21 protein-coding genes and 1 pseudogene are annotated in these 20,465 nt (G+C 64.3%); 12 read left to right on the top strand and 10 right to left on the bottom strand.

Features of this window, described 5'->3' with window-relative positions; translation table 11 throughout:
* Together ruvA and ruvC are read right to left on the bottom strand one after the other, a co-directional pair.
* Positions 1-457, bottom strand: a 457-nt coding sequence (gene ruvA, locus A7A09_RS19590) for a Holliday junction branch migration protein RuvA (RefSeq protein WP_106692966.1), incomplete at its 3' end; no start/stop codon positions are given.
* Positions 454-984, bottom strand: a complete 531-nt coding sequence (gene ruvC / locus A7A09_RS19585) for a crossover junction endodeoxyribonuclease RuvC (RefSeq protein WP_106692965.1) — start codon at positions 982-984, stop codon at positions 454-456. The genes ruvA and ruvC, both read right to left, overlap by 4 nt.
* A 153-nt stretch (positions 985-1,137) precedes the next feature.
* Here ruvC and A7A09_RS19580 point away from each other — a divergent pair, with 153 nt between their 5' ends.
* From A7A09_RS19580 to A7A09_RS19540, 9 genes are all read left to right on the top strand, one after another.
* Positions 1,138-3,987: a monovalent cation/H+ antiporter subunit A gene (locus A7A09_RS19580; RefSeq protein WP_106692964.1), complete on the top strand. Its 2,850-nt coding sequence runs from the start codon at positions 1,138-1,140 to the stop codon at positions 3,985-3,987.
* The gene (locus A7A09_RS19575) at positions 3,987-4,382 is read left to right on the top strand and encodes a Na+/H+ antiporter subunit C (RefSeq protein ID WP_106692963.1); all 396 of its coding nucleotides are present in this window, start codon (positions 3,987-3,989) and stop codon (positions 4,380-4,382) included. Before A7A09_RS19580 ends, A7A09_RS19575 begins: the two co-directional genes overlap by 1 nt.
* On the top strand, positions 4,379-5,977 hold the full coding sequence (locus A7A09_RS19570) for a monovalent cation/H+ antiporter subunit D (RefSeq protein ID WP_106692962.1): 1,599 nt from the start codon (positions 4,379-4,381) through the stop codon (positions 5,975-5,977). The genes A7A09_RS19575 and A7A09_RS19570 overlap by 4 nt, the downstream gene beginning before the upstream one ends.
* The gene (locus A7A09_RS19565) at positions 5,974-6,465 is read left to right on the top strand and encodes a Na+/H+ antiporter subunit E (protein WP_106692961.1); all 492 of its coding nucleotides are present in this window, start codon (positions 5,974-5,976) and stop codon (positions 6,463-6,465) included. Before A7A09_RS19570 ends, A7A09_RS19565 begins: the two co-directional genes overlap by 4 nt.
* The gene (locus A7A09_RS19560) at positions 6,462-6,731 is read left to right on the top strand and encodes a K+/H+ antiporter subunit F (RefSeq protein WP_106692960.1); all 270 of its coding nucleotides are present in this window, start codon (positions 6,462-6,464) and stop codon (positions 6,729-6,731) included. The genes A7A09_RS19565 and A7A09_RS19560 overlap by 4 nt, the downstream gene beginning before the upstream one ends.
* 10 nt (positions 6,732-6,741) lie before the next feature.
* Positions 6,742-7,158 (top strand): Na+/H+ antiporter subunit G, encoded by a 417-nt coding sequence (locus A7A09_RS19555; protein WP_106692972.1) that lies wholly within the window; start codon positions 6,742-6,744, stop codon positions 7,156-7,158.
* Positions 7,159-7,396: 238 nt separating this feature from the next.
* Positions 7,397-8,032, top strand: coding sequence for a TetR/AcrR family transcriptional regulator (locus A7A09_RS19550; RefSeq protein ID WP_106692959.1), 636 nt, complete (start codon positions 7,397-7,399; stop codon positions 8,030-8,032).
* Between the two features lie 165 nt (positions 8,033-8,197).
* Positions 8,198-8,680, top strand: coding sequence for a VOC family protein (locus tag A7A09_RS19545; protein ID WP_106692958.1), 483 nt, complete (start codon positions 8,198-8,200; stop codon positions 8,678-8,680).
* Between the two features lie 238 nt (positions 8,681-8,918).
* On the top strand, positions 8,919-9,395 hold the full coding sequence (locus tag A7A09_RS19540) for a hypothetical protein (protein ID WP_106692957.1): 477 nt from the start codon (positions 8,919-8,921) through the stop codon (positions 9,393-9,395).
* 61 nt (positions 9,396-9,456) lie between these two features.
* Here A7A09_RS19540 and A7A09_RS19535 read toward each other — a convergent pair whose 3' ends face one another.
* Positions 9,457-10,758: an NCS2 family permease gene (locus A7A09_RS19535; protein WP_106692971.1), complete on the bottom strand. Its 1,302-nt coding sequence runs from the start codon at positions 10,756-10,758 to the stop codon at positions 9,457-9,459.
* A gap of 222 nt (positions 10,759-10,980) precedes the next feature.
* Between A7A09_RS19535 and puuE the strand changes: the two genes are divergently transcribed.
* Both puuE and A7A09_RS19525 read left to right on the top strand, forming a co-directional pair.
* A complete protein-coding gene (puuE, locus tag A7A09_RS19530) occupies positions 10,981-12,384 on the top strand; it encodes an allantoinase PuuE (RefSeq protein WP_106692956.1) in 1,404 nt (467 codons plus the stop codon).
* Positions 12,381-13,274 (top strand): bifunctional allantoicase/(S)-ureidoglycine aminohydrolase, encoded by an 894-nt coding sequence (locus A7A09_RS19525; protein ID WP_106692955.1) that lies wholly within the window; start codon positions 12,381-12,383, stop codon positions 13,272-13,274. The genes puuE and A7A09_RS19525 overlap by 4 nt, the downstream gene beginning before the upstream one ends.
* 5 nt (positions 13,275-13,279) lie before the next feature.
* Here A7A09_RS19525 and A7A09_RS19520 read toward each other — a convergent pair.
* From A7A09_RS19520 to A7A09_RS19490, 7 genes and pseudogenes are all read right to left on the bottom strand, one after another.
* Positions 13,280-13,722 (bottom strand): annotated as a pseudogene (locus A7A09_RS19520) (MmcB family DNA repair protein).
* A 389-nt stretch (positions 13,723-14,111) separates the two neighbouring features.
* Positions 14,112-15,017 (bottom strand): DUF481 domain-containing protein, encoded by a 906-nt coding sequence (locus A7A09_RS19515; protein WP_106692954.1) that lies wholly within the window; start codon positions 15,015-15,017, stop codon positions 14,112-14,114.
* Positions 15,018-15,561: 544 nt separating this feature from the next.
* The gene (gene nusB / locus A7A09_RS19510) at positions 15,562-16,038 is read right to left on the bottom strand and encodes a transcription antitermination factor NusB (protein WP_106692953.1); all 477 of its coding nucleotides are present in this window, start codon (positions 16,036-16,038) and stop codon (positions 15,562-15,564) included.
* The gene (locus tag A7A09_RS19505; RefSeq protein WP_106692952.1) at positions 16,035-16,586 is read right to left on the bottom strand and encodes a 6,7-dimethyl-8-ribityllumazine synthase; all 552 of its coding nucleotides are present in this window, start codon (positions 16,584-16,586) and stop codon (positions 16,035-16,037) included. The genes nusB and A7A09_RS19505 overlap by 4 nt, the downstream gene beginning before the upstream one ends.
* Positions 16,587-16,591: 5 nt before the next feature.
* Positions 16,592-17,710, bottom strand: coding sequence for a 3,4-dihydroxy-2-butanone-4-phosphate synthase (ribB, locus tag A7A09_RS19500; protein ID WP_106692951.1), 1,119 nt, complete (start codon positions 17,708-17,710; stop codon positions 16,592-16,594).
* Positions 17,700-18,269: a hypothetical protein gene (locus tag A7A09_RS19495; RefSeq protein ID WP_106692950.1), complete on the bottom strand. Its 570-nt coding sequence runs from the start codon at positions 18,267-18,269 to the stop codon at positions 17,700-17,702. Before A7A09_RS19495 ends, ribB begins: the two co-directional genes overlap by 11 nt.
* 9 nt (positions 18,270-18,278) lie before the next feature.
* Positions 18,279-18,884: a riboflavin synthase gene (locus tag A7A09_RS19490; RefSeq protein WP_106692949.1), complete on the bottom strand. Its 606-nt coding sequence runs from the start codon at positions 18,882-18,884 to the stop codon at positions 18,279-18,281.
* 187 nt (positions 18,885-19,071) lie between these two features.
* On the opposite strand from A7A09_RS19490, the gene A7A09_RS19485 reads away from it, so the two are divergent.
* The gene (locus tag A7A09_RS19485) at positions 19,072-20,424 is read left to right on the top strand and encodes a capsule polysaccharide biogenesis protein (RefSeq protein WP_436277811.1); all 1,353 of its coding nucleotides are present in this window, start codon (positions 19,072-19,074) and stop codon (positions 20,422-20,424) included.
* Positions 20,425-20,465 lie beyond the last annotated feature (41 nt).

Below are 20,465 nucleotides of genomic sequence, written 5' to 3'. Positions count from 1 at the left end.
GCGCGCCCGCCATCCCGCCCGCATCGACGGTCAGGTCGCCGCCAAGCGCCATGATCGCCGGGGCCTTGTCCTTCAGTTCCAGCACGACGCGCTGCGCGAGTTTCGGCCCGACGCCCGGCGCCTTGCGCACCGCCGACCAGTCGCCCAGGGCGATGGACCGCGCCAGCCCCTCGGCCCCGAGCGTGCCAAGCACGGCCAGCGACACTTTCGCCCCCACCCCCTGGACCGAGGTCAGCAGCCGGTGCCATTCCTTTTCCAGCAGGGTCGGGAAACCGAAAAGCTGCAACAGGTCCTCGCGCACCAGCAATTCGGTATAAAGCGCCACCGCCTGTCCCGCCGGGGGCAGGTTCATCGCGGTGCGTTCGCTGACATGGACGATATAACCCACCCCGCGCACATCGATCAGCACGTGATCGGCGGCACGGTGCAGGATCACCCCGGCAATGCGCCCGATCATGCGACACCCCGCCGCAGGTCCACCGCCCGCAGCGCCCGGCCCTGCAGGTGATGGGCGTGGCAGATCGCGATGGCCAGCGCATCGGCGGCATCCGGCCCGTCAAAGAGGACCCCCGGCAATTGCACGCGCACCATGTGCTGCACCTGTTCCTTTCCGGCATGGCCGACGCCGACCACGGTCTTCTTGACCGCGTTGGGCGCGTATTCGCCGACCGTGATCCCCGCCTCTGCCGGGGCCAGCAGGGCGATGCCGCGCGCCTGCCCCAGTTTCAGCGTGCCCGCCGCGTCCTTGTTGACAAAGGTTTGCTCGACCGCGGCGGCATCGGGCCGGTATTCCGCGATCACCGCCGAGAGCCCGCGAAACAGCGCCGAGAGCCGCGCGCCCAGATCCTGCGCGCTGCCATCGCCCGCCCTGTCGCCGGTGGTCCGGATCACCCCGTTGCCCAGATGCCGCAGCCGCGGCCCGTCAACCGAGATCATCCCCCAGCCCATGTTCCTCAATCCAGGATCGATGCCCAGAACCCGCATGCCTGCCCCTTCTCTTTTTCCAAGGATTAGCACGAAACAAGAACATCGACTAGGGGGAGTTACCAATATCCGCCTCATTCGCTTGACTCCCCCGCCCCGATTGGAAAGACAAAGGAAAAAGAACGCGTAAACGCCCAACAGGAACGAGGATACATGTCGCCAGCCCTCATCGCCCTGCTGCCATTCATCGGGGCATTGCTGCCCGGTCTGCTTGTCCGCTCCGGCCGTTCGGTCGCGGCGACGGCCTGCGGGACCGCGACATTCGTGGCGCTGCTGGGGCTGTTGCTGCATGTTCCCGCAGTGATGCGGGGCGAGGTGATTACCGCGCAATTCGAGTGGCTGCCGCTGATCCAGCTTAACGCGAATTTCCGCATCGACGGGCTGGCGGTGCTGTTCGGCACGCTGATCCTGGGGATCGGGCTGTTGATCATCACCTATGCGCGCTTCTACCTGTCGCGGCAGGATCCGGTGGGCAAGTTCTATACCTACCTGATGCTGTTCCAGGGCGCGATGATGGGCATCGTGCTGTCGGACAACATCCTGCTCTTGCTGATTTTCTGGGAACTGACCTCGCTCTCGTCCTTTTTGCTGATCGGCTATTGGCGGCATCTGCCCGCCGGGCGGCAGGGCGCGCGCATGGCGCTGGCCGTGACCGGCCTGGGCGGGCTGGCGATGATCGCGGGGATGCTGATCCTCGGGCAGATCGCGGGCAGCTATGACATCGGTGATATCCTGCAGGCGAAGGAGGCGATCCAGGCCAGCCCCTATTACCTGCCTGCACTGATCCTGATCCTGATCGGCGCCTTCACCAAATCGGCGCAGTTCCCGTTCCATTTCTGGCTGCCGCATGCCATGGCCGCCCCCACCCCGGTCAGCGCCTATCTGCACAGCGCCACCATGGTGAAGGCGGGGCTGTTTTTGATGGCGCGGCTCTGGCCGGTGCTGTCGGGGACGCCGGAATGGTTCTGGATCGTCGCCACGACCGGGCTGATCACCATGCTGGTCGGGGCGGCCATCGCGCTGTTCAAGGACGATCTCAAGGCGCTGCTGGCATTCTCGACGGTCAGTCACCTGGGGCTGATCACCATGCTCCTGGGCTTCGGCACCGAAGAGGCCGCCATCGCCGCCGTCTTCCACATCATCAACCACGCCACCTTCAAGGCCGCCCTGTTCATGACCGCCGGGATCATCGATCACGAGGCGGGCACGCGCTCCATCGCCCGGCTTGGCGGGCTGCGCAAGCTGATGCCGATCAGCTTCGCCATCGGCACCATCGCGGCGCTGTCCATGGCCGGGATCCCGCCGCTCAACGGTTTCCTGTCCAAGGAGATGATGCTTTACGAGGCCAGCCACCTGGAACTGGCGCGGCAGTTCTTCATGGTGGTGGCGACCATCGCGGCGGTGTTCTCGGTCGGCTATTCGCTGCGCTTCATCTTTCACGTCTTCACCGGGCCCGAGCGGGAAGATTACCCGCATCACCCGCATGATCCGGGCTTTGGCATGTGGGCAGGCCCCGCGCTCCTGACGGTGCTGGTGGTACTGATCGGGCTGTTCCCGAATGTCATGGCGGGCTGGCTGGTCGACATATCGGCCAGCGCGGTCACCGGACACGAGGCGCATTCGCATATCGCGCATTGGCACGGCCTGAACGCGGCAGTGATCATGTCGGTGATCGCCATCGCGGGCGGGATCGTGCTGCTGAAACTGCACAAGCCCCTGCTTGCCGCGTGGGAGACCGCCCCGCGCCCCGAGGCCAAGGAGATCTTCGACTGGCTGGTGCTGACCGCCGTCAAGGCCGGGCGGGCGGCAACCGATGCCATGACCAATGGCTCGATGCCGCGGGCGCTGGCCTTCTTCACGATCGCCTCGCTTGCCGCGGGCGGTTTCGCATGGATCACCGGCTCTGCCGGTCCGATCACCCGGCCGATGCTGCCGATAGAGCCGGTGCCCTTCATCGGCTGGCTGCTGCTGATCGTGGCGACCGGCTGCATGGTGTTCTTCCACCGGGTCCGCCTGCTGGCGCTGGTGCTGGTGGCCATCGTCGGGCTGATCACCTCGATCTTCTTCGCCTATTTCTCGGCCCCCGACCTGGCGCTGACGCAGATCTCGGTCGAGATCGTCACCGTGATCCTGCTGCTGCTGGCGCTGAATTTCCTGCCCAAGCGGACATTGGTCGAGACCAGCACCACGATCCGGGGCTGGGACGCCTTTATCGCCACGCTGGCGGGGGTGGGCTTTGGCGGGCTGACCTATGCGATCCTGCGGCGCGATTTCGCCTTTGACAGCATCGCGGGCTACATGCTTGAAAACAGCCATGACCTGGGCGGCGGCGACAATGTCGTGAATGTCATCCTGGTGGATTTCCGCGGCTATGACACATTCGGCGAGATCACCGTCCTGGGCATCGCCGCGCTGGCGATATTCGCGCTGACCCAGACCCTGTTGCAGGGCAAATCCTCGGCCCGGCTGCGCAACTGGGTGCATGACCAGCGCCGCGCGGGCGACCGCCACCCGCTGATGCTGGTGATCGCGACACGGGTGATCCTGCCCTTCTCGCTGATGGTCGGGCTGTTCATCTTCCTGCGCGGCCATAACCAGCCGGGCGGCGGTTTCATCGCCGGGCTTGTCGTCGCCATCGCGCTGCTGATGCAATACATGGCCTCGGGCTATGCTTGGGCGCAGGACCGCCAGACCATCCCCTATCACGCGCTGATCGGCGCGGGCGTGGTGGCGGCGGGCGTGACCGGGATCGGCGCCTGGTTTAACGGCAAGCCGTTCCTGACCTCGGCCTATGGCTATGTCAAACTTCCCTTCCTGGAGAAATTCGAGATGGCCACGGCGATGGGCTTTGACCTCGGCGTGTTCCTCTGCGTCGTCGGCGCGGTGATGCTGGCGCTGAACTCGCTCAGCCGGATCGCCCGGCGGGCCGGGGAGACGGTGAATGTCAAGCCGATGGATATCGACCTGACCGACGAACAAGAAGAACCGAAAGGAGCCCTGTGATGGAGCTTCTCGTCGCGACCGCCATCGGCGCGTGCACGGCGGCCGGGGTCTACCTGATCCTGCGGCTGCGGACCTTCGCGGTGGTGCTGGGCATGACCATGCTGACCTATGCGATCAACGCCTTCCTGTTCGTGACCGGGCGGCTGGTCGTGAACCTGCCGCCGATCCTGCACGGGCATGGCGAACATGCCGCCTATACCGACCCGCTGCCGCAGGCGCTGGTGCTGACCGCCATCGTGATCTCCTTCGGGATGACAGCCGTGGTGGTGATGATGGCGCTCGGCGCCTTCATCGAGAGCGGTGACGACCGCATCAACATGCCCGAGGACGACCGGGTGATGCCGCCGCTGAGGACCGTCGAGGACCAGGACGAAGCCGAGGACGAAAAAGCATGACCCACTGGCTGATCGCTCCGGTTCTCCTTCCCGCCATTCTCGGCCCGCTGATGATCCTGTGGATGCGGCATGACCTGCTGCAGCAACGGGTCTTCGGCGTCATCGGCAGCCTGCTGACCCTGGGCGTCGCCATCAAGCTGAACGTGATGGCGGCGGGCGGAGAGATCTTCGTCTACCGGCTTGGCAACTGGCCCGCGCCCTTCGGCATCGTGCTGATGCTGGACCGGCTGTCGGCGCTGATGCTGATCCTGACCGCGATCCTCGCGGTGATCGTGCAGCTTTACGGGATCGGCTCGGGTTGGGACCGCAAGGGCTGGCATTTCCACTCGCTCTGGCTGTTCCAGCTGATGGGGCTGAACGGGGCCTTCCTGACCGGCGACGCCTTCAACCTGTTCGTGTTCTTCGAGGTGTTGCTGATCGCCAGCTACGGGCTGATGATCCATGGCGGCGGCCCGATGCGGCTGCGGGCGGGGGTGCAATATATCAGCTACAACCTCGCCGGATCGGCGCTGTTCCTGGCGGCGCTCGGCACGCTCTATTCGGTGACCGGCACGCTGAACATGGCCGACATGGCCGAGCGCGTGGCGATGATGCCGGCCGAGGACACGGCGGTCCTGCGCACCGGCGCGGTGCTCCTGATGCTGGTCTTTGCCATCAAGGCGGCCATCGTGCCGCTGCATTTCTGGCTGCCCTCGACCTATGCCAATGCGCCGGGGCCGGTCGCGGCGCTGTTCGCGATCATGTCCAAGGTCGGGGTCTATGCGATCATCCGTTTCTTCACGCTGGTCTTTCCAAGCGACACCATCGTCGAGACCATCGCCACCGACCTGCTGCTGCCCGCCGCGCTGATCACCCTGACACTGGGACAGATCGGCGTGCTGGGCACCCGCAGCCTGACCCGGCTTGCGGCCTATGCGGCCATCGCCTCGATCGGCACGCTGGTCATCTCGATCGCGCGTTTCGACGCGCAGGGGCTGACGGCGGGGCTTTACTACATGCTGCATTCGACCCTGGCGGCGGCGGCGCTGTTCCTGGTCGTGGACCTGATCGCCGCCCGGCGCGGGGGCGATTTCTGGCTGCGGCTGCGCCCGGCGATCCGCAATACCGGCCTGGTCTCGGCGCTGTTCTTCGCCACCGCCATCGCCGTCGTGGGCCTGCCGCCGCTTTCGGGTTTCCTGGGCAAGCTGCTGATCCTCGACGCCACGCGCGACGATCCCTGGATGGCGGGCATCTGGGCCACGATCCTGGTCACCTCGCTGGTCTCGCTGATCGGCTTCGGCCGTGCCGGCTCGATCCTGTTCTGGAAATCCCATGAGCTGGATACCGAGCCGGGCAACGACACGGATGAGGGAGAACGCCCCGCCCCCGGCCCGATCCCGACCAAGCTGGAAACCGACGAGCCGATCCAGGATGTTGATGATTCCGCCGCGCCTTGGCTGGCATTCCTTGCCGCCGGGGGCCTGCTGGCGGGCAGCGTGGCGCTGACGGCCTTTGCCGGGCCGCTGACCGGATACCTGCAGGAAACGGCCGACCAGTTGACGCAACCCCAGCTCTATTACGAATCCGTGCTGGAGAACCAGGAGGGCACGCGATGATCCGCCGCATCTTCCCTCACCCCTATCTCTCGGCGCTGCTGGTGCTGATCTGGATGCTGCTGGTGAACCGCTTTGCCTGGGGCTCGCTGGTCTTCGCGATCATCCTCAGCATCGCCATCCCGGCCCTGACCGAGCCCTATTGGCCCGACCGCGCAAGGCTGCGCAACCCGGGCAGGATCCTCTCCTATATCGGCCTGGTGATCTGGGACATCATCATGGCCAATATCCAGGTCGCGATGATCGTGCTGTTCAAGCCAAACCGCAAGCTGCAGCCGGCATGGATCACCATCCCGCTCGACCTGCGCTCGCCCGAGGCGATCACGGTGCTGGCCAGCACCATCACCCTGACACCGGGCACGGTCAGCGCCGACCTGTCACAGGACGGGCACGCGCTGCTGGTCCATTGCCTGCACGCCCCCGACCCGGAATCGGTGATCGAGGAGATCAAGTCCCGCTACGAGGCCCGGCTGACGGAGATTTTCGAATGATCGGATATGCACTGTATTTCGCCTTCATCTGTTTCGGGCTGGGCCTGTTGTTCTGCCTCTACCGGGTGGTCTTCGCCCCCGGCGTCAGCGACCGCGTGCTGGCGCTGGACACGATGACCGTCAACATGATCGCGCTGGTCGCCCTGTTCGGCATCCTTCACGACACCACGATGTATTTCGAGATCATGCTGCTTTTCGCCATGGTCGGCTTCGTCTCGACGGTGGCCTATGCGAAGTTCATCCTGCGCGGCGACGTGATCGAATGAGGGCATGGACATGAGCATATTCGCGGAAATCCTTGTCTCGGCGCTGCTGGTCATCGGCGGCATCTTCGGGCTTGTCGGCTCTTACGGGCTGGTCAAGCTGCCCGACCAGATGACCCGGCTGCACGCCCCCACCAAGGCCGCCACGCTTGGCGTCGGTGGCATCCTGCTGGCATCGGTCGCCTGGTTCGGCTTTTTCGGGGAACATTCCAGTTGGCACGAATTGCTGATCGCGCTGTTCCTGTTCATGACCGCCCCGATCACCGGGCTGATGATCGCCAAGGCGCATATGCATCTGAGCTGGCGCGCCGAAGAGCTTCCCGATTCCGGCGAGGATCGCAACTGGGCCACCTATGGCGATTCGGCAGAGCGCAGCCTGCTGGACAAGGGCACCGATGACGAGGGCACCGAGCGCGACCTGAGGGAATAGCTTCTCCCCGCGCAGGAATGCGCGCTCCTTCTTCTTCATGCAAATATCCCGGGGAGTCGCGCGGCACGCGCGGCGGGGCAGAGCCCCGCTTCGGCAATGACGCCGGGAACTGCCGTTTCACCCCGAAGCCGTGCTGCGCCGCAAACCCGCATATTCACGCATCCGCTGCGTCAGGTCACCGCTCGGCATGCGGATGACCGGCTTGACATAAGTACCAACTGGTTGGTATTAATATCCCATGCCGAGACCGACCAAACAGCAACCCGAACGCGGCGACGCCCGGACCAGGCTTCTCGACGCCGCGCGCGACATCATCCGGGCGCAGGGCTTTGCCGCGACGACGGTGGATCAGCTCTGCAAGGCCGCAGGCGTCACCAAGGGCGCGTTCTTCCACCATTTCGAGAACAAGGAGGCGCTTGGCGTCGCCGCCGCCGCCTATTGGTCCGAGACGAGTTCCGCCCTGTTCGCCGATGCGCCCTATCACGACCATGAAGACCCGCTCGACCGGCTGATCGGCTATGTCGATTTCCGGAAGGATATCGTCGAGGGCGATCTTGCCGAGTTCACCTGCCTTGTCGGCACCATGACGCAAGAGGTCTATGGCACGCATCCGGCGATCCGCGACGCCTGCGCCGCCAGCATCTTCAGCCATGCCGCGACGCTCGAACCCGATATCCGGGAGGCGATGGAAACGCGTGGCATCAAGGCCGACTGGACCCCGGCCAGCCTTGCCCTCCACAGCCAGGCCGTATTGCAGGGGGCGTTCATCCTTGCCAAGGCGACCGGGGATGCGGCGGTCGCGCGCGAAAGCGTCGGCCATCTTCGCCGCTATATCGAAGGGCTCTTCGCCACCGGCGAGACCCGCGCCCCGTAAGGGCCCGCAAAGGGAGGCACAGCATGAGAAAGATCACCATCGTCGAGCATATCTCGCCGGACGGCGTGATCCGGGCGCCGGCGGATTCGGTGAACCTGTCCTCCGCCCTGCCCCCGACCGGGGCCGCGACAATCCCGAAAGAGCCAAGATACAAGGAGACATGTCATGACCGATCTCGTCACCTGCCTGTGGTTCGATCACGGCGAAGCCGGCAAGGCGGCCGAATTCTATGCCGCCACCTTTCCCGACAGCCATGTCGGCCGGGTGAACATGTCCCCGTCCGATTATCCCGGCGGCAAGGAAGGCAATGAGCTGACCGTCGAATTCACCGTGCTCGGACGGTCCTTCCTGGGCCTGAACGGCGGCCGCGTCTTTACCCCGAACGAATCCGTCAGCTTCATGGTTCTGACCGGGGACCAGGAGGAAACCGACCGCTACTGGAACGCCATCACCGGCAATGGCGGCCAGGAAAGCGAATGCGGCTGGTGCAAGGACCGTTGGGGCCATTCCTGGCAGATCACGCCGAGGCGGTTGGTGGAACTGACCACCAGCGCCGATCGCGGCAAGGCCAAACGCGCGATGGAGGCGATGATGACGATGCGCAAGATCGATATCGCCAGGATCGAGGCGGCGGCGGAAGGCGCCTGAAGGGTGCCTTGCGGCGCGTGGGGATTGCCGGGACCGGCGGCCACGGCTCCGACAAGCGGCACTCGATCAGCCATGTCCTTCGGCTGGATGAATTCCATGTCGGTGTAATCGGCATTATCCCCGGCCATCGCCGGACAGGGCATGCGGCGCCCGGCTGTAACAGATCCCCGGTTTTCATCGTATCGTTGGATAGCCGGCAGGAATGATCCGGCCTCGTCGCAAGGAAGTTGGACAGCCCATGACCGAACAACACTCAGAATCGCATATCTTCACGATACTTGCCGCCGGTGCGCTCGCCACCCTGGCCTTTGATTCCTATGGCCAGGGGATCAGCCCCCTGATCGGCATGTCGAAACTGGCGCCGGTGCCGCTGGCAACACAGAGCATCCAGGTCCTGACCGGGTTCAAGTCCCCCGAGTTCGGCTATCTGCTGCATGTCATCACCGGTCTGATCTTCTACCCGCTCGGCTGGTACCTGATCGCCCGGCCCATCCAGCAAAGGCTTGTGCCCGCCCTGCCCTGGATCGTGACGGCGCTTGTCTATGGCGTGGTGCTCTGGGTCTTCGCGCTTTACATCATGGCGCATCTGGTCGCGGGCAACCCGCCTTTCCTGGGCTTTACCGGCATCACATGGGTCGCGCTGATCGGCCATGTGCTCTTCGCGATCGTCGCCGCATGGATCATGGAGACCCGGGAAGCCGTCCTGATCCGCTGAAACGGCGACCGGGGTTCCCTGTCCCCGGTCGCCGCAGGATGCATGACCCTTTTGCGCCCGATCAGCCCTCGGGGAAGAAGGCGAAGCGGATCACGAACAGCGCCGCCACGATCCATGTCGCGGCGTGAACCTCGCGCGCGCGGCCGGTCAACAGCTTCAGCATCGCGTAGCTGACAAAGCCAAAGGCCAGCCCGTTGGCGATGGAATAGGTGAAAGGCATGGCGATCGCGGTCAGCACGGCGGGCGCGGCCTCGGTTACGTCGTCGAAATCGACCTCGCGCAGTTCCCGCACCATCAGCGCCGCCACGTAAATGAGCGCCGGGGCGGTGGCATAGGCGGGCACAGCGCCCGCCAGCGGCGCAAAGAACATCGCCAGCAGGAACAGCGCCGCCACGACCAGTGCCGTCAGCCCGGTCCTGCCGCCCGCCTGCACGCCCGAGGCGCTTTCGACATAGGCGGTCGTGGACGAGGTTCCCAGCATCGAACCCGCCAGGATCGCCGATGAATCCGCCATCAGCGCGCGGCCGAGATTCTTGTTCTTATGCGTCGGCCCCTCGGTCAGAAGCCCTGCCCGCTTGGCGACACCGATCAGCGTGCCGGTGGCGTCGAACACCTCGACCAGCACCATGACCAGGATCACGTGGAAGATGCCAAAGCTCAGCGCGCCCAGCAGGTCAAGCTGCAGGAAGGTCGGCGCGATAGAGGGCGGCGCGGACATCACCCCGCCGAACTCGGTCACGCCCAGCAGCATCGCGGCCACGGTGATCACCAGGATGCCGATCAGGATCGAGCCCGGCACCTTGAGCGCGTCCAGCGCCGCGATGATGAAGAAGCCGATGATCGTCAGCAGCGTCCCGGTCGAGGTCAGGTCGCCAAGCGTGACGAAGGTCGCCTCGCTGGCCACGACCAGCCCCGAGGATTTCATCGCGATGATGGCCAGGAACAGCCCGATCCCGGCGGCGATCGCGCTGCGCATCGAGGCCGGGATGCCCGAGATCAGCCAGCGCCGGATCCCCGTCACCGACAGGATCAGAAAGATCACCCCGCTGACGAACACCGCGCCAAGCGCCTGTTGCCAGGTAAAGCCCATCGCCCCCACGACGGTAAAGGCGAAGAACGCGTTCAGCCCCATTCCCGGCGCCATGCCGATCGGCCAGTTCGCCCACAGCCCCATGATCGCCGAGCCGAGCGCCGCCGCCAGGCAGGTCGCCACGAAGACGGCGTTCCGGTCCATGCCGGTCGAGGACAGGATGTCGGGATTGACGAAAATGATATAGGCCATCGTCAGGAAGGTTGTCACACCCGCGATCACCTCGGTCCTGATACTGCTGCCATGCTCGGCGAGCTTGAAGTAACGTTCCATGAATTCTCCCTCCGCGCGGCCGGCAAGGCCGCCATGCCGCAGCTTATTGATTTCGCGATCCGTCCTGCAATCTGCCCGAAACCGGAAGTCTTTCAATGATGGATTGAAACCGCAGGCGATCTTTGCCGTTTCATTGATACAGAATTTCACTCTTGCCCGCTTGCCGGGGCAGGCTTTGCACTGTTTGCTATAGGCTGATCAGCCAATCGGAGGACAGGCACGATGCGCTACAGCCGCGACATGCGAGGATATGGCGAAAACATCCCGGATCCGCAATGGCCCGGCGGCGCGAGAATCGCCATCCAGATCGTCGTCAATTACGAGGAAGGCGGCGAGAACAGCATCGAGCATGGCGACGCCGCCTCGGAAGGGTTCCTGTCGGAGATCCCCGGCGCCCAGCCCTGGCCCGGCCAGCGGCACTGGAACATGGAGACCATCTATGAATACGGCGCCCGCGCCGGGTTCTGGCGCCTGCACCGTATCCTGAGGGATATCCCCGTCACCGTTTACGGCGTCGCGACCGCATTGCAGCGCAGCCCCGAACAGACCCGCGCCATGATGGATGCCGGGTGGGAAATGGCCACCCACGGCTATAAATGGATCGAATACAAGGATGTCCCGCGCGAGACCGAGGCCGAGCATATCGCCGAGGCCGTCCGCATCCATACCGAGGTCACCGGCAGCCGTCCCCTGGGATTCTACCAGGGCCGCGCCTCGATGAACACGGTGGCGCTTGGCTGCGAAGAGGGCGGGTTCGAATATCTCGCCGATACCTATGCCGACGAATTGCCCTTCTGGCATGTCCATGAGGGCAAGCCGCAGCTCATGGTGCCCTATACGCTGGACGCCAATGACATGCGTTTCGCCAATGGCGGCTTTACCAATGGCGAGGAATTCTTCCTCTATCTGCGCGATTCCTTCGACAACCTGTATCGCGAAGGGCTGGAGGGCGCGCCCAGGATGCTGTCCATCGGCCTGCATTGCCGGTTGGCCGGTCGCCCCGGGCGGGCCGAGGCCGTGCGCCGTTTCATCGAACATGCCCGTGCGCATGAGGGCGTATGGTTCGCCACCCGCCTCGATATCGCGCGCCACTGGAAGCAGGTGCATCCCTACCAGGACCGCAGCCGCCCCTCGGAGATGGACCGCGCCGCCTTCGTCAAGGCGTTCGGCGGTATCTACGAGCACTCCCCCTTCATCGCGGAACGTGTCTGGGATGGGGAAATGGGACCCGTGCATGACAGCGCGGCGGGGCTTGCCACCCGGATGGCCCAGGTCTTCCGCGCCGCCAGCGACGAGGAACGGCTTGGCGTGCTGACCGCGCATCCCGACCTGGCGGGCAAGCTCGCCGCTGCCAAGCGCCTGACCGCCGAGAGCACCGCCGAGCAGGCAAGCGCCGGGCTGGACGCGCTGACCGATGCCGAGCGCGCCGAGTTCACCCGGCTGAACGACGCCTACACGGCCAAACACGGCTTTCCCTTCATCATCGCCGTGCGCGATCACGACAAGGCGGGGATCCTCGCCGCCATGCAGACGCGCGTGGAGAACGACACGGCAACCGAACGCGGCGAGGCCGAGGCCCAGGTCATGCGTATCGCGGAACTTCGACTCAAGGAGGTCCTGAAATGACCGATCAGCCCCCCAAAGGCGCCCCGACCGGCAATCCCGCTACCCTGCCCCAGGCCAGCCATCCGGCGGGCTCTTACGCCGGTCCCGTCGCGGGCCTGCCGCCGCAGACCGGGTTGACCACCGATACCGCGGTCCTGACCGATGCCTATGCGGTCATCCCGCGCACGGTGATGCGCGATATCGTCACCAGCTACCTGCCCGGATGGGAAGGAATGCGGATGTGGGTGCTGGCCCGCCCGCTCTCCGGCTTTGCCGAAACCTTCAGCCAATATGTCGTGGAACTGGCCGAGGGCGGCGGCAGCGACCATCCCGATGACGATCCCGAGATCCAGCACGCGATCTTCGTCACCGGCGGCAGCTTGCGCATCACCATCGACGGCACCGCCCATGACCTGACCCCGGGCGGCTTTGCCTATGTGCCGCCGGGAACGGCTTGGTCGCTGCGCAATATCACCACCGGCGAGACCGGGTTCCACTGGTGGCGCAAGCGCTGGCAGCCCGTTCATGGCCTGAACCACCCCGACCCGATCGTCACGCGAGAGCAGGATATCGCCCCCTCGCCCATGCCCGATACCGACGGGGCCTGGGCCACGACCCGCTTCATGGATCCGGCCGATCTGCGCCATGACATGCATATCACGCTGGTCACCTTCCAGCCCGGCGGTTCGATCCCCTTCGCCGAGACCCATGTGATGGAGCATGGGCTCTTCGTGCTGGAGGGCAAGGCCGTCTATCGCCTCAACCGCGATTGGGTCGAGGTCGGCCCGGGCGATTTCATGTGGCTGCGCGCCTTCTGCCCGCAGGCCTGCTATGCGGGCGGGCCGGGACGGTTCCGCTATCTGCTTTACAAGGATGTAAACCGCCACGCGCCGCTATGGGCACATCGCTGATATCCTCAGGCAATTGACAATGGATCGATACTGCCCTGCAACCGCAGCGCCGCGGCCCGGGCGAAATCGCGCGTGACCCTGGCGCGCTTGCCCCGGCAAGGCGCGTCTCGGGCCCCATGCGCTGGATTTCCGCATCATAGGGATCGGCAAGGATCAACCCGTGATCCTCGGGAAGCAGATCGGCCGGGAAATCTGCATCCACCGCCCAGAAATAGCGGTCGCACCATTCCAGATAGCCCTGCCATTTCCGGTCGCCCGCGAAATCCGCCCGGCTGCTCTTGCATTCGACGATCCACAGCTCCCCCCTGGGGCCAAGGCTGATCACGTCAACCCGCAGCCCCCGTATCGGCACGAATTCGGTCAGCACGGCATGATCCATGCTGCGCAGCAGCCGCGCCACGCCGCGAGCCAGACGCTGCCCCGGCAAGGAAGGCAATGCATGATCCATATGCCCAGGATAGAACGAAACGAAAACATTTGACAAGCCGCCCGATCCAGCAAGATTCATCGCCGCGCCGCTTGAAAGCCGGTTCACGGCGGCTTATCTGTCCGTCTTGGCGGGCTTCTGTTCTTCTCGCGAGCGGCCATTTTTCCACTGGCCTATAATTTTTCCGAGGGAGCTGGCTCTGTCGGGGCCTTGGTCTCGTTATCTGGCGCCCACCTGATCGTTCAGGCTTTCGGGAAATCTCGTGCTGCCGCGGTCGCAGCGGTTCCCGCCACCCCGATACCCCGCCCCGCCCATGCGCGTGGCGGGGTTTTCCTTGTGCCGGTCACGCAAAAAAGAAGGACGGGTTTGCACCCGCCCTTCCCAGAGAGACTACTGATCAGAGGGAACGATCAGAAGCCGTAAACGACCGCAACGCCAAGCGTGTTGTCGGTGCGGATTTCACGGTCCGACTGATACTCGGTGGTGTAGCTGAGACGGGTCGCCAACTGATCCGACATCTTGAAGTTGACGCCGAATTCGTTGGTCAGCACGTCGCCACCCTCGTCCGAGGTCAGGTAGTCGGTATCGTTGGTCACGAACACCATCTCGTTGAAGCGGTGATAGACACGCGACGAAGCGATGTAACCGACTTCGGTTTCCGACTCGTCATTGATGTGCTGCAAACCGGTCTGGGTGTAGCGAACGCCGACACCGGCCTGAACGCGCCAGGTGGTCGTGTCGGTATTGATGATGCGGTAACCCGGACCGAAGCCGAGGAAGCCGTCGCGGCGAAGATCGTCGTCTTCTTCCAGATCGCGAACATTCTCGTCGGCATTGTCATAGCCGTCAACCAGACCGTCGATATTGAAGCGGCCCAGGGCGAAGGCATAGAAGCGGTCGTTGAAATAATACTGCGCATCATAGATGGCGGCGACTTCTTCCTTGTCCTTGTTGCCGTTGTCGTCTTCGCCGAATTCGATCGACAGGCCGATGCTCTGCGCGAAGGGCGCCTGGTTGTGCTGGATACGGCCGGCCAGTGCAAAGTCCTGGTTCTCGACATTGCCGGTGCGGCCGGTATAGCTCAGCGACATGTTGCCGAACAGGCCCTGACGGCGGTCCGAGGGGCCGAAGCGGTCGGCATCGGCCGAACGGTCGAAGCTGTCCTGCACGGCATCTTCGATATCGGTGATGTTGTCATCGACTTCGGCAACGCCGGCCACATTGGCACCGGTCGAGATTTCGGTCTGGGCGAAGGCCGGAACCGACAGAGCCGTCAGAATGGCGGTCGCACCGCTGAGAAGGGTAATCTTTTTCATCTGTGAATCCTCATTGGCTGAGTTTCAAATTCCTGACCCCGTCCGGGTGCCAGTGCATCTCTGCTGCAGTTCAAATAACGCCGCCCCATTCGGGTTCAAAGCCCTCCGCAAGACATCAGATTTTCTCGAAATCGTGATGCCGCGTGACCTTCGTCAAAACTGGCAGAAAGGCGCCGAAATATTCTTGTGAAGGAACAAAAACGGAATTGTTCAGAAGGCTCATCAACCTTCTGCGGTGCAGAGAGATTTTGCAGTTAGTGAACCAAGGAGTATAGAAATGCTTGTTTTATAAACAGAAATATTTCCGTTACTGCACAAAAATTAGGCATTCATGGTCGGAAATATGCCGGTCAGGACTGTTGCGCAATCGACACGCAACAATCCGTTAACATGTAAAAATGAACTAAATACGACCATTCCCGCCGATCGCATCTCCGGGCCCGTAAACCAGGAGGCGGTTCAGCGAGACGGCTGAGACCCCTGCGGTTGCGCTGCGGGAAACAGGCCCGCACAAATCACCTCTGCCGACGGGGAAAAACCCCGGTCAGCCCGCCGCGCCGCCAAAGGCCTCGGGGCGTAATCCGCGGGCAACGTGATCGAGCACCGCGTTGACGAATTTTGGCTCGCGCCCGTCGGGAAAGAACGCTTCCGCCAGGCGGACATATTCGCTGATCACGACCTTGGGCGGGGTCGCGGGGGTCGCCAGTTCGGCGCCCGCGGCGCGGAACAGGGCCCGCAAGACCGGATCGATCCGGTCGATCGGCCATTTGGCCACCAATCCGCGATCGGTCGCCTGATCGATCTTGGCCTGCCATGTCACCGCGTCGTCGAGGATACGGGAGAACAGCGCCTGATCGGCCTCGGGATGGGTTCCCTCGTCATCGCTCGCGCCGATCCGGAAGTCGCGGAACTCGCCCAGCACCCGGTCGACGGACTGGCCGGCGGCCTCCATCTGGAACAATGCCTGCACGGCGTAAAGTCTTGCGGCACGGCTCAACGCGCGCTTGTCGGGTCTGCTCATGTCCGTGTCGATCCTTCCAATTGTCCGGCCAGGCGAATCACGTCGAGATCCGCGTCGGGGCGTCCCGGATCGTCCGGTTTTCCCCATTTCCGGGCCAGCGCGACCAGATGCAGCGCGGCGGCGGCCGCTCCGCCGCCCTTGTTCTGCCCCGCCGGATCGGCCCTCACCTCGGCCTGCGCCATGTTCTCGACCGTCAGGATGCCATTGCCGACCGCCAATCCCTGCAGGCCCAGAAGCGTCAGCCCGCGCGAGCTGTCATTGCAGACCGTGTCGTAATGCGTCGTCTCGCCCCGGATCACGCAGCCAAGCGCCACGAAGCCGTGGTAATTCGCCCGCCGCCCGGCCATGCCGATGGCCGCGGGGATTTCCAGCGCCCCCGGCACCTCGACCAGATCGGCCACCGCGCCGGCTGCCTCGGCGGTTGCGCGGGCGCCCGCCACCAGATCGTCGGCAATCGCCTTGTAATAGGGGGCAACCACGATCAGCAGCCGCACGGGCGCGTCGAATTTCGGCAGGTCGAGCTGGTAATGCTGGGTGTGCGAGGCCATTTGCGTCAGTCCTTGGGAATAGGCCGGGTGGAATGGATCGAAAGGCCATAGGCGTCAAGCCCCACAACCTTGACCGGCGCCGAATTGGTCACGAGGACCAGGTCCGACAACCCGAGCGCCGACAGGATCTGCGCGCCGAGGCCGTATTGACGAAGGGTATGCGGCCCGGTTTCGCCCGGCTGCGGCAGGGTATTGCTCAGGTCGCGGATCAGCACGACGACGCCCCGCCCCTCCTCGGAAATGACCTGCATGGCCGAGCCGAGGCTGCCGGCCTCCTCGCGGCCGATCCCCAGCACGTCATGCAGAGGGTCGAGCGCGTGCATCCGGACCAGCACCGGCTCGGGCCCGGTCAGGTCGCCCTTGGTCAGCACGATATGCTCGGTGCCCTGCGTCTCGTCGGCGAAGACCCGCATCATCCAGTCGCCGCCATGGATCGAGTGCACCGCCCGCTGCGTCCGCTCGGCGATCAGGTTGTCATGGCGGCGGCGATAGCGGATCAGGTCGCTGATGGTGCCGATCTTCAGCCCGTGCCGCTGCGCGAAGGCCACCAGGTCGGGCAAACGCGCCATGCTGCCATCCTCGTTCATGATCTCGCAGATCACGCCCGAGGGGTTCAGCCCCGCGAGGCGGGCGATATCCACCGCCGCCTCGGTATGCCCGGCACGCACCAGCACCCCGCCCTCGCGGGCGCGCAGCGGAAAGACATGGCCGGGCGTGGCGATGTCGGCCGCGCCCTTGCCCGGGTCGATGGCGACGCTGACGGTGCGGGCGCGGTCATGCGCGCTGATGCCGGTCGTCACGCCCTCGCGTGCCTCGATGGACATGGTGAAGGCGGTTTCGTGACGCGAGGAGTTCCGGGGGCTCATCAGCGACAGCCCGAGGGCGTCGATCCGCTCGCCCGGCAGCGAAAGGCAGATCAGCCCGCGCCCATGGGTGGCCATGAAATTGATCGCGTCGGGGGTGGCCATCTGCGCGGGAATGACCAGGTCGCCCTCGTTCTCGCGGTCCTCGTGATCGACAAGGATGAACATGCGGCCGTTGCGCGCGTCCTCGATGATCTCCTCGATGGGAGAGACCGCCTCAGACAGTTCATTCTCGACCGGGCCGGGCTTTTCATACTGCATGGCGCTCTCCCGTGAAATATTGCGTGCCGGTGATGAAACCGGCCAGCCCGCCCGCCGCCATCAGCTCGCGCTCGTGATCGGTTTCGCCGATCATCAGGACGGCATCGCCCGGCAGCCCATGGGCCTTCAGCCATGCCTTGGCCTCGGCCCGCATCTCTGCCCACCGGCTGCCGAAGGGTGGCAGGTTCCAGGCGGATGCTGCCGAGATCCGTTGCCCCAACGCGTCCGCGTCCAGCCCCGGCCCCGCCCCAATGTGCCGGTCCGCGGCGAGAACCGTCAGCTTGTCCGCCCGCGCCTCGGCCAGGGGCTGGCCGTCGCGGAACACCCCGAGCGCGTTGGAGGAAAACAAAAAGGCGATCAGGTCGCGCCCGGTCGTGGCGCGCACACCGGCATAGGTCTTGTAGTCGAGCCCAAGGGATTTGGCGCGGCGGACCCGCGTCCGTACGACCTCGACCGGCAGGACCGGCAGCAGCTCCGCCCGTGCCCGGCGCCAGCAATGCGCGCGCCATCCGGTCGATTCCATCGCCGGGCCGCGATTATGTCCGATTCCCGCTTCCATCCTGCCTGTCTACTCCCCTGCCGCCTGCGCCTCGGCCAGCCGCGCCACATAGCGCGCCAGCGTGTCGATCTCGAGATTCACGGCATCCCCCACCGCGATCTCGCCCCAATTGGTCACCTGCCGCGTATGCGGGATCAGGTTAACGCCAAACCGGCAATCCTGCACCTCGTTCACGGTCAGCGAGGTGCCGTTCAGCGCCACCGATCCCTTGGGCGCGATGAAGCGCGCCAGCGTATCCGGCGCGGCGAATGTCACGCGCAGGCTGTCGCCCTCGTCATGGAGTTCCTCGATCATGGCGATCCCGTCGACATGGCCGCTGACGATATGGCCGCCCAGCTCATCCCCGACCTTCAAGGCCCGTTCGAGATTCAGCCGCCGCCCGGCCTGCCAGCCATTCGCGCCGATATTGGTCTTGGAGATGGTCTCGGCCGAGATATCGACATCGAACCAGTCCCCGCCCTTGGCCACCACCGTCAGGCAGATGCCGTCGCAGGCGATCGAGGCGCCGATATCCACATCGGCCATGTCATAGCCGCAGCCGATCCGCGCGCGCATGTCGCCACGCATTTCAACTGCCCGAACCTGCCCGATATCGGTGACGATGCCCGTAAACATGCGTTGCTCCCGTCTTTGTTACGTTTCGCAGTAGGGTATCAAATCCGCTCACGCAAGATAAGGAAACAGCAATCCTTCGCCTGATCCGATTTTCGCATCCCAGTTTTCACTGGCATTCGGTCACGCGACATGCAAAATGCCGATCAGCTATTGTATCGATTAACATGTCACAGATTTTGGGGTCGAAATGTTTCACGTCAACCTCGAGCAGCCATTGCCCGTCGAGACAGATATGCAAAACCCCGAGTTGCCAGCATCCCCGGCACAACGAGTCTTCCTGCTGCTACAGGGTCCGCATGGGCCTTTCTTCGATCGCCTGAGCCGGATTCTGCGGGCCTCCGGCGCCGATGTCTGGCGCTGCGGCTTCAATGCCGGCGACGAGTTCTTCTGGTCCGACAAGCTGCGCTTCATCCGCCATACCGGAACATTGCAGGACTGGCCCGCCCATCTCGAACAGATCCTGGCCGAGAAGAATGTCACCGATATCGTGCTCTATGGCGATGTGCGCCCGATACATGCGACGGCACGCAAGCTCGCCTCCCGGCGCGGGCTGCGCCTTCACGTCTTCGAGGAAGGCTACCTGCGCCCCTACTGGATCAGCTACGAGCGGGAAGGCTCCAATGGCAATTCCAAGCTGATGCAAATCCCGCTGGCCGAGATGCGCACCGTGCTGCGCGACACGCTGAACGAGATCCGGCGCCCGCCCGCGCGATGGGGCGACATGCGCCATCACAAGTTCTACGGGGCATTCTATCATTTTCTCGTGCTCGTCGCGAACCGGGCCTATCGCCATTACCGCGGCCATCGCAGCATTTCCGTAATGCGCGAATTCCGCCTGAACCTGAGGCGCTTCCTGCTGGGGCCGCTGCATAATATCGCGACCGTGACGCAGTGGCGCAGGTTCCGCCGCGCGGGCTGGCCCTATTCGCTGGTGCTGATGCAGCTCGAACATGACTCGAATTTCCTCGGCCATTCCCCCTTCGGCAGCAATGCCGATTTCATCGAAACGGTGGTGGCGGAGTTCGCGCGGAGCGCGCCGCAGCACCATCACCTGCTGTTCAAGGCGCATCCGCTCGAAGATGGACGGGCCGGCAACCGCACCGCGATCCGCGACGCCGCCGCACGCCATGGCATCCTGGACCGGGTCTACTACCTGCGCGGCGGCAAGCTGGCGACGCTGCTTTCCCAGGCCTGCTCGATCGTGACGGTCAACTCGACCGCCGCGCAACAGGCCCTGTGGCGCAGCCTGCCGGTCAAGACCCTTGGTCAGGCGATCTACAACAAGCCGGGCCTCGTATCGGACCAGACGCTGGCCGATTTCTTTCGCCAGCCCGATCCCCCGGACCCCAACGCCTACAGAACCCTCAGGGATTACCTGTTGCAGACCAGCCAGATCCCCGGTGGCTTCTATTCGGATCGCTCGCGCGCCCACGCGCTGCGAATCGTCAGCGACCTGATCCTCGCGCCCGAGGATCCCTATCAATCGCTGGCCTCCGGACGTATCGCACTTCGGCAACAAATAACCGATATCGACAGCTAGACCACAACTCGTTGTGGTCATGAGTCTGCATCAACGCTAGA

This window comes from Paracoccus methylarcula (assembly GCF_003007735.2).
Classification (GTDB): Bacteria; Pseudomonadota; Alphaproteobacteria; order Rhodobacterales; family Rhodobacteraceae; genus Paracoccus; species Paracoccus methylarcula.
The sequence above is the reverse complement of the archived record's forward strand: the minus strand, read 5'-3'. Positions and strand labels throughout refer to the sequence as shown.

Excerpts from the sequence above, each read along its gene's own strand:
- ruvC (WP_106692965.1), bottom strand. The coding sequence starts at position 984 with ATGCGGGTTCTGGGCATCGATCCTGGATTGAGGAACATGGGCTGGGGG.
- A7A09_RS19580 (WP_106692964.1), top strand. The coding sequence starts at position 1,138 with ATGTCGCCAGCCCTCATCGCCCTGCTGCCATTCATCGGGGCATTGCTG.
- A7A09_RS19575 (WP_106692963.1), top strand. The coding sequence starts at position 3,987 with ATGGAGCTTCTCGTCGCGACCGCCATCGGCGCGTGCACGGCGGCCGGG.
- A7A09_RS19570 (WP_106692962.1), top strand. The coding sequence starts at position 4,379 with ATGACCCACTGGCTGATCGCTCCGGTTCTCCTTCCCGCCATTCTCGGC.
- A7A09_RS19565 (WP_106692961.1), top strand. The coding sequence starts at position 5,974 with ATGATCCGCCGCATCTTCCCTCACCCCTATCTCTCGGCGCTGCTGGTG.
- A7A09_RS19560 (WP_106692960.1), top strand. The coding sequence starts at position 6,462 with ATGATCGGATATGCACTGTATTTCGCCTTCATCTGTTTCGGGCTGGGC.
- A7A09_RS19555 (WP_106692972.1), top strand. The coding sequence starts at position 6,742 with ATGAGCATATTCGCGGAAATCCTTGTCTCGGCGCTGCTGGTCATCGGC.
- A7A09_RS19550 (WP_106692959.1), top strand. The coding sequence starts at position 7,397 with ATGCCGAGACCGACCAAACAGCAACCCGAACGCGGCGACGCCCGGACC.
- A7A09_RS19545 (WP_106692958.1), top strand. The coding sequence starts at position 8,198 with ATGACCGATCTCGTCACCTGCCTGTGGTTCGATCACGGCGAAGCCGGC.
- A7A09_RS19540 (WP_106692957.1), top strand. The coding sequence starts at position 8,919 with ATGACCGAACAACACTCAGAATCGCATATCTTCACGATACTTGCCGCC.
- A7A09_RS19535 (WP_106692971.1), bottom strand. The coding sequence starts at position 10,758 with ATGGAACGTTACTTCAAGCTCGCCGAGCATGGCAGCAGTATCAGGACC.
- puuE (WP_106692956.1), top strand. The coding sequence starts at position 10,981 with ATGCGCTACAGCCGCGACATGCGAGGATATGGCGAAAACATCCCGGAT.
- A7A09_RS19525 (WP_106692955.1), top strand. The coding sequence starts at position 12,381 with ATGACCGATCAGCCCCCCAAAGGCGCCCCGACCGGCAATCCCGCTACC.
- A7A09_RS19515 (WP_106692954.1), bottom strand. The coding sequence starts at position 15,017 with ATGAAAAAGATTACCCTTCTCAGCGGTGCGACCGCCATTCTGACGGCT.
- nusB (WP_106692953.1), bottom strand. The coding sequence starts at position 16,038 with ATGAGCAGACCCGACAAGCGCGCGTTGAGCCGTGCCGCAAGACTTTAC.
- A7A09_RS19505 (WP_106692952.1), bottom strand. The coding sequence starts at position 16,586 with ATGGCCTCGCACACCCAGCATTACCAGCTCGACCTGCCGAAATTCGAC.
- ribB (WP_106692951.1), bottom strand. The coding sequence starts at position 17,710 with ATGCAGTATGAAAAGCCCGGCCCGGTCGAGAATGAACTGTCTGAGGCG.
- A7A09_RS19495 (WP_106692950.1), bottom strand. The coding sequence starts at position 18,269 with ATGGAAGCGGGAATCGGACATAATCGCGGCCCGGCGATGGAATCGACC.
- A7A09_RS19490 (WP_106692949.1), bottom strand. The coding sequence starts at position 18,884 with ATGTTTACGGGCATCGTCACCGATATCGGGCAGGTTCGGGCAGTTGAA.
- A7A09_RS19485 (WP_436277811.1), top strand. The coding sequence starts at position 19,072 with ATGTTTCACGTCAACCTCGAGCAGCCATTGCCCGTCGAGACAGATATG.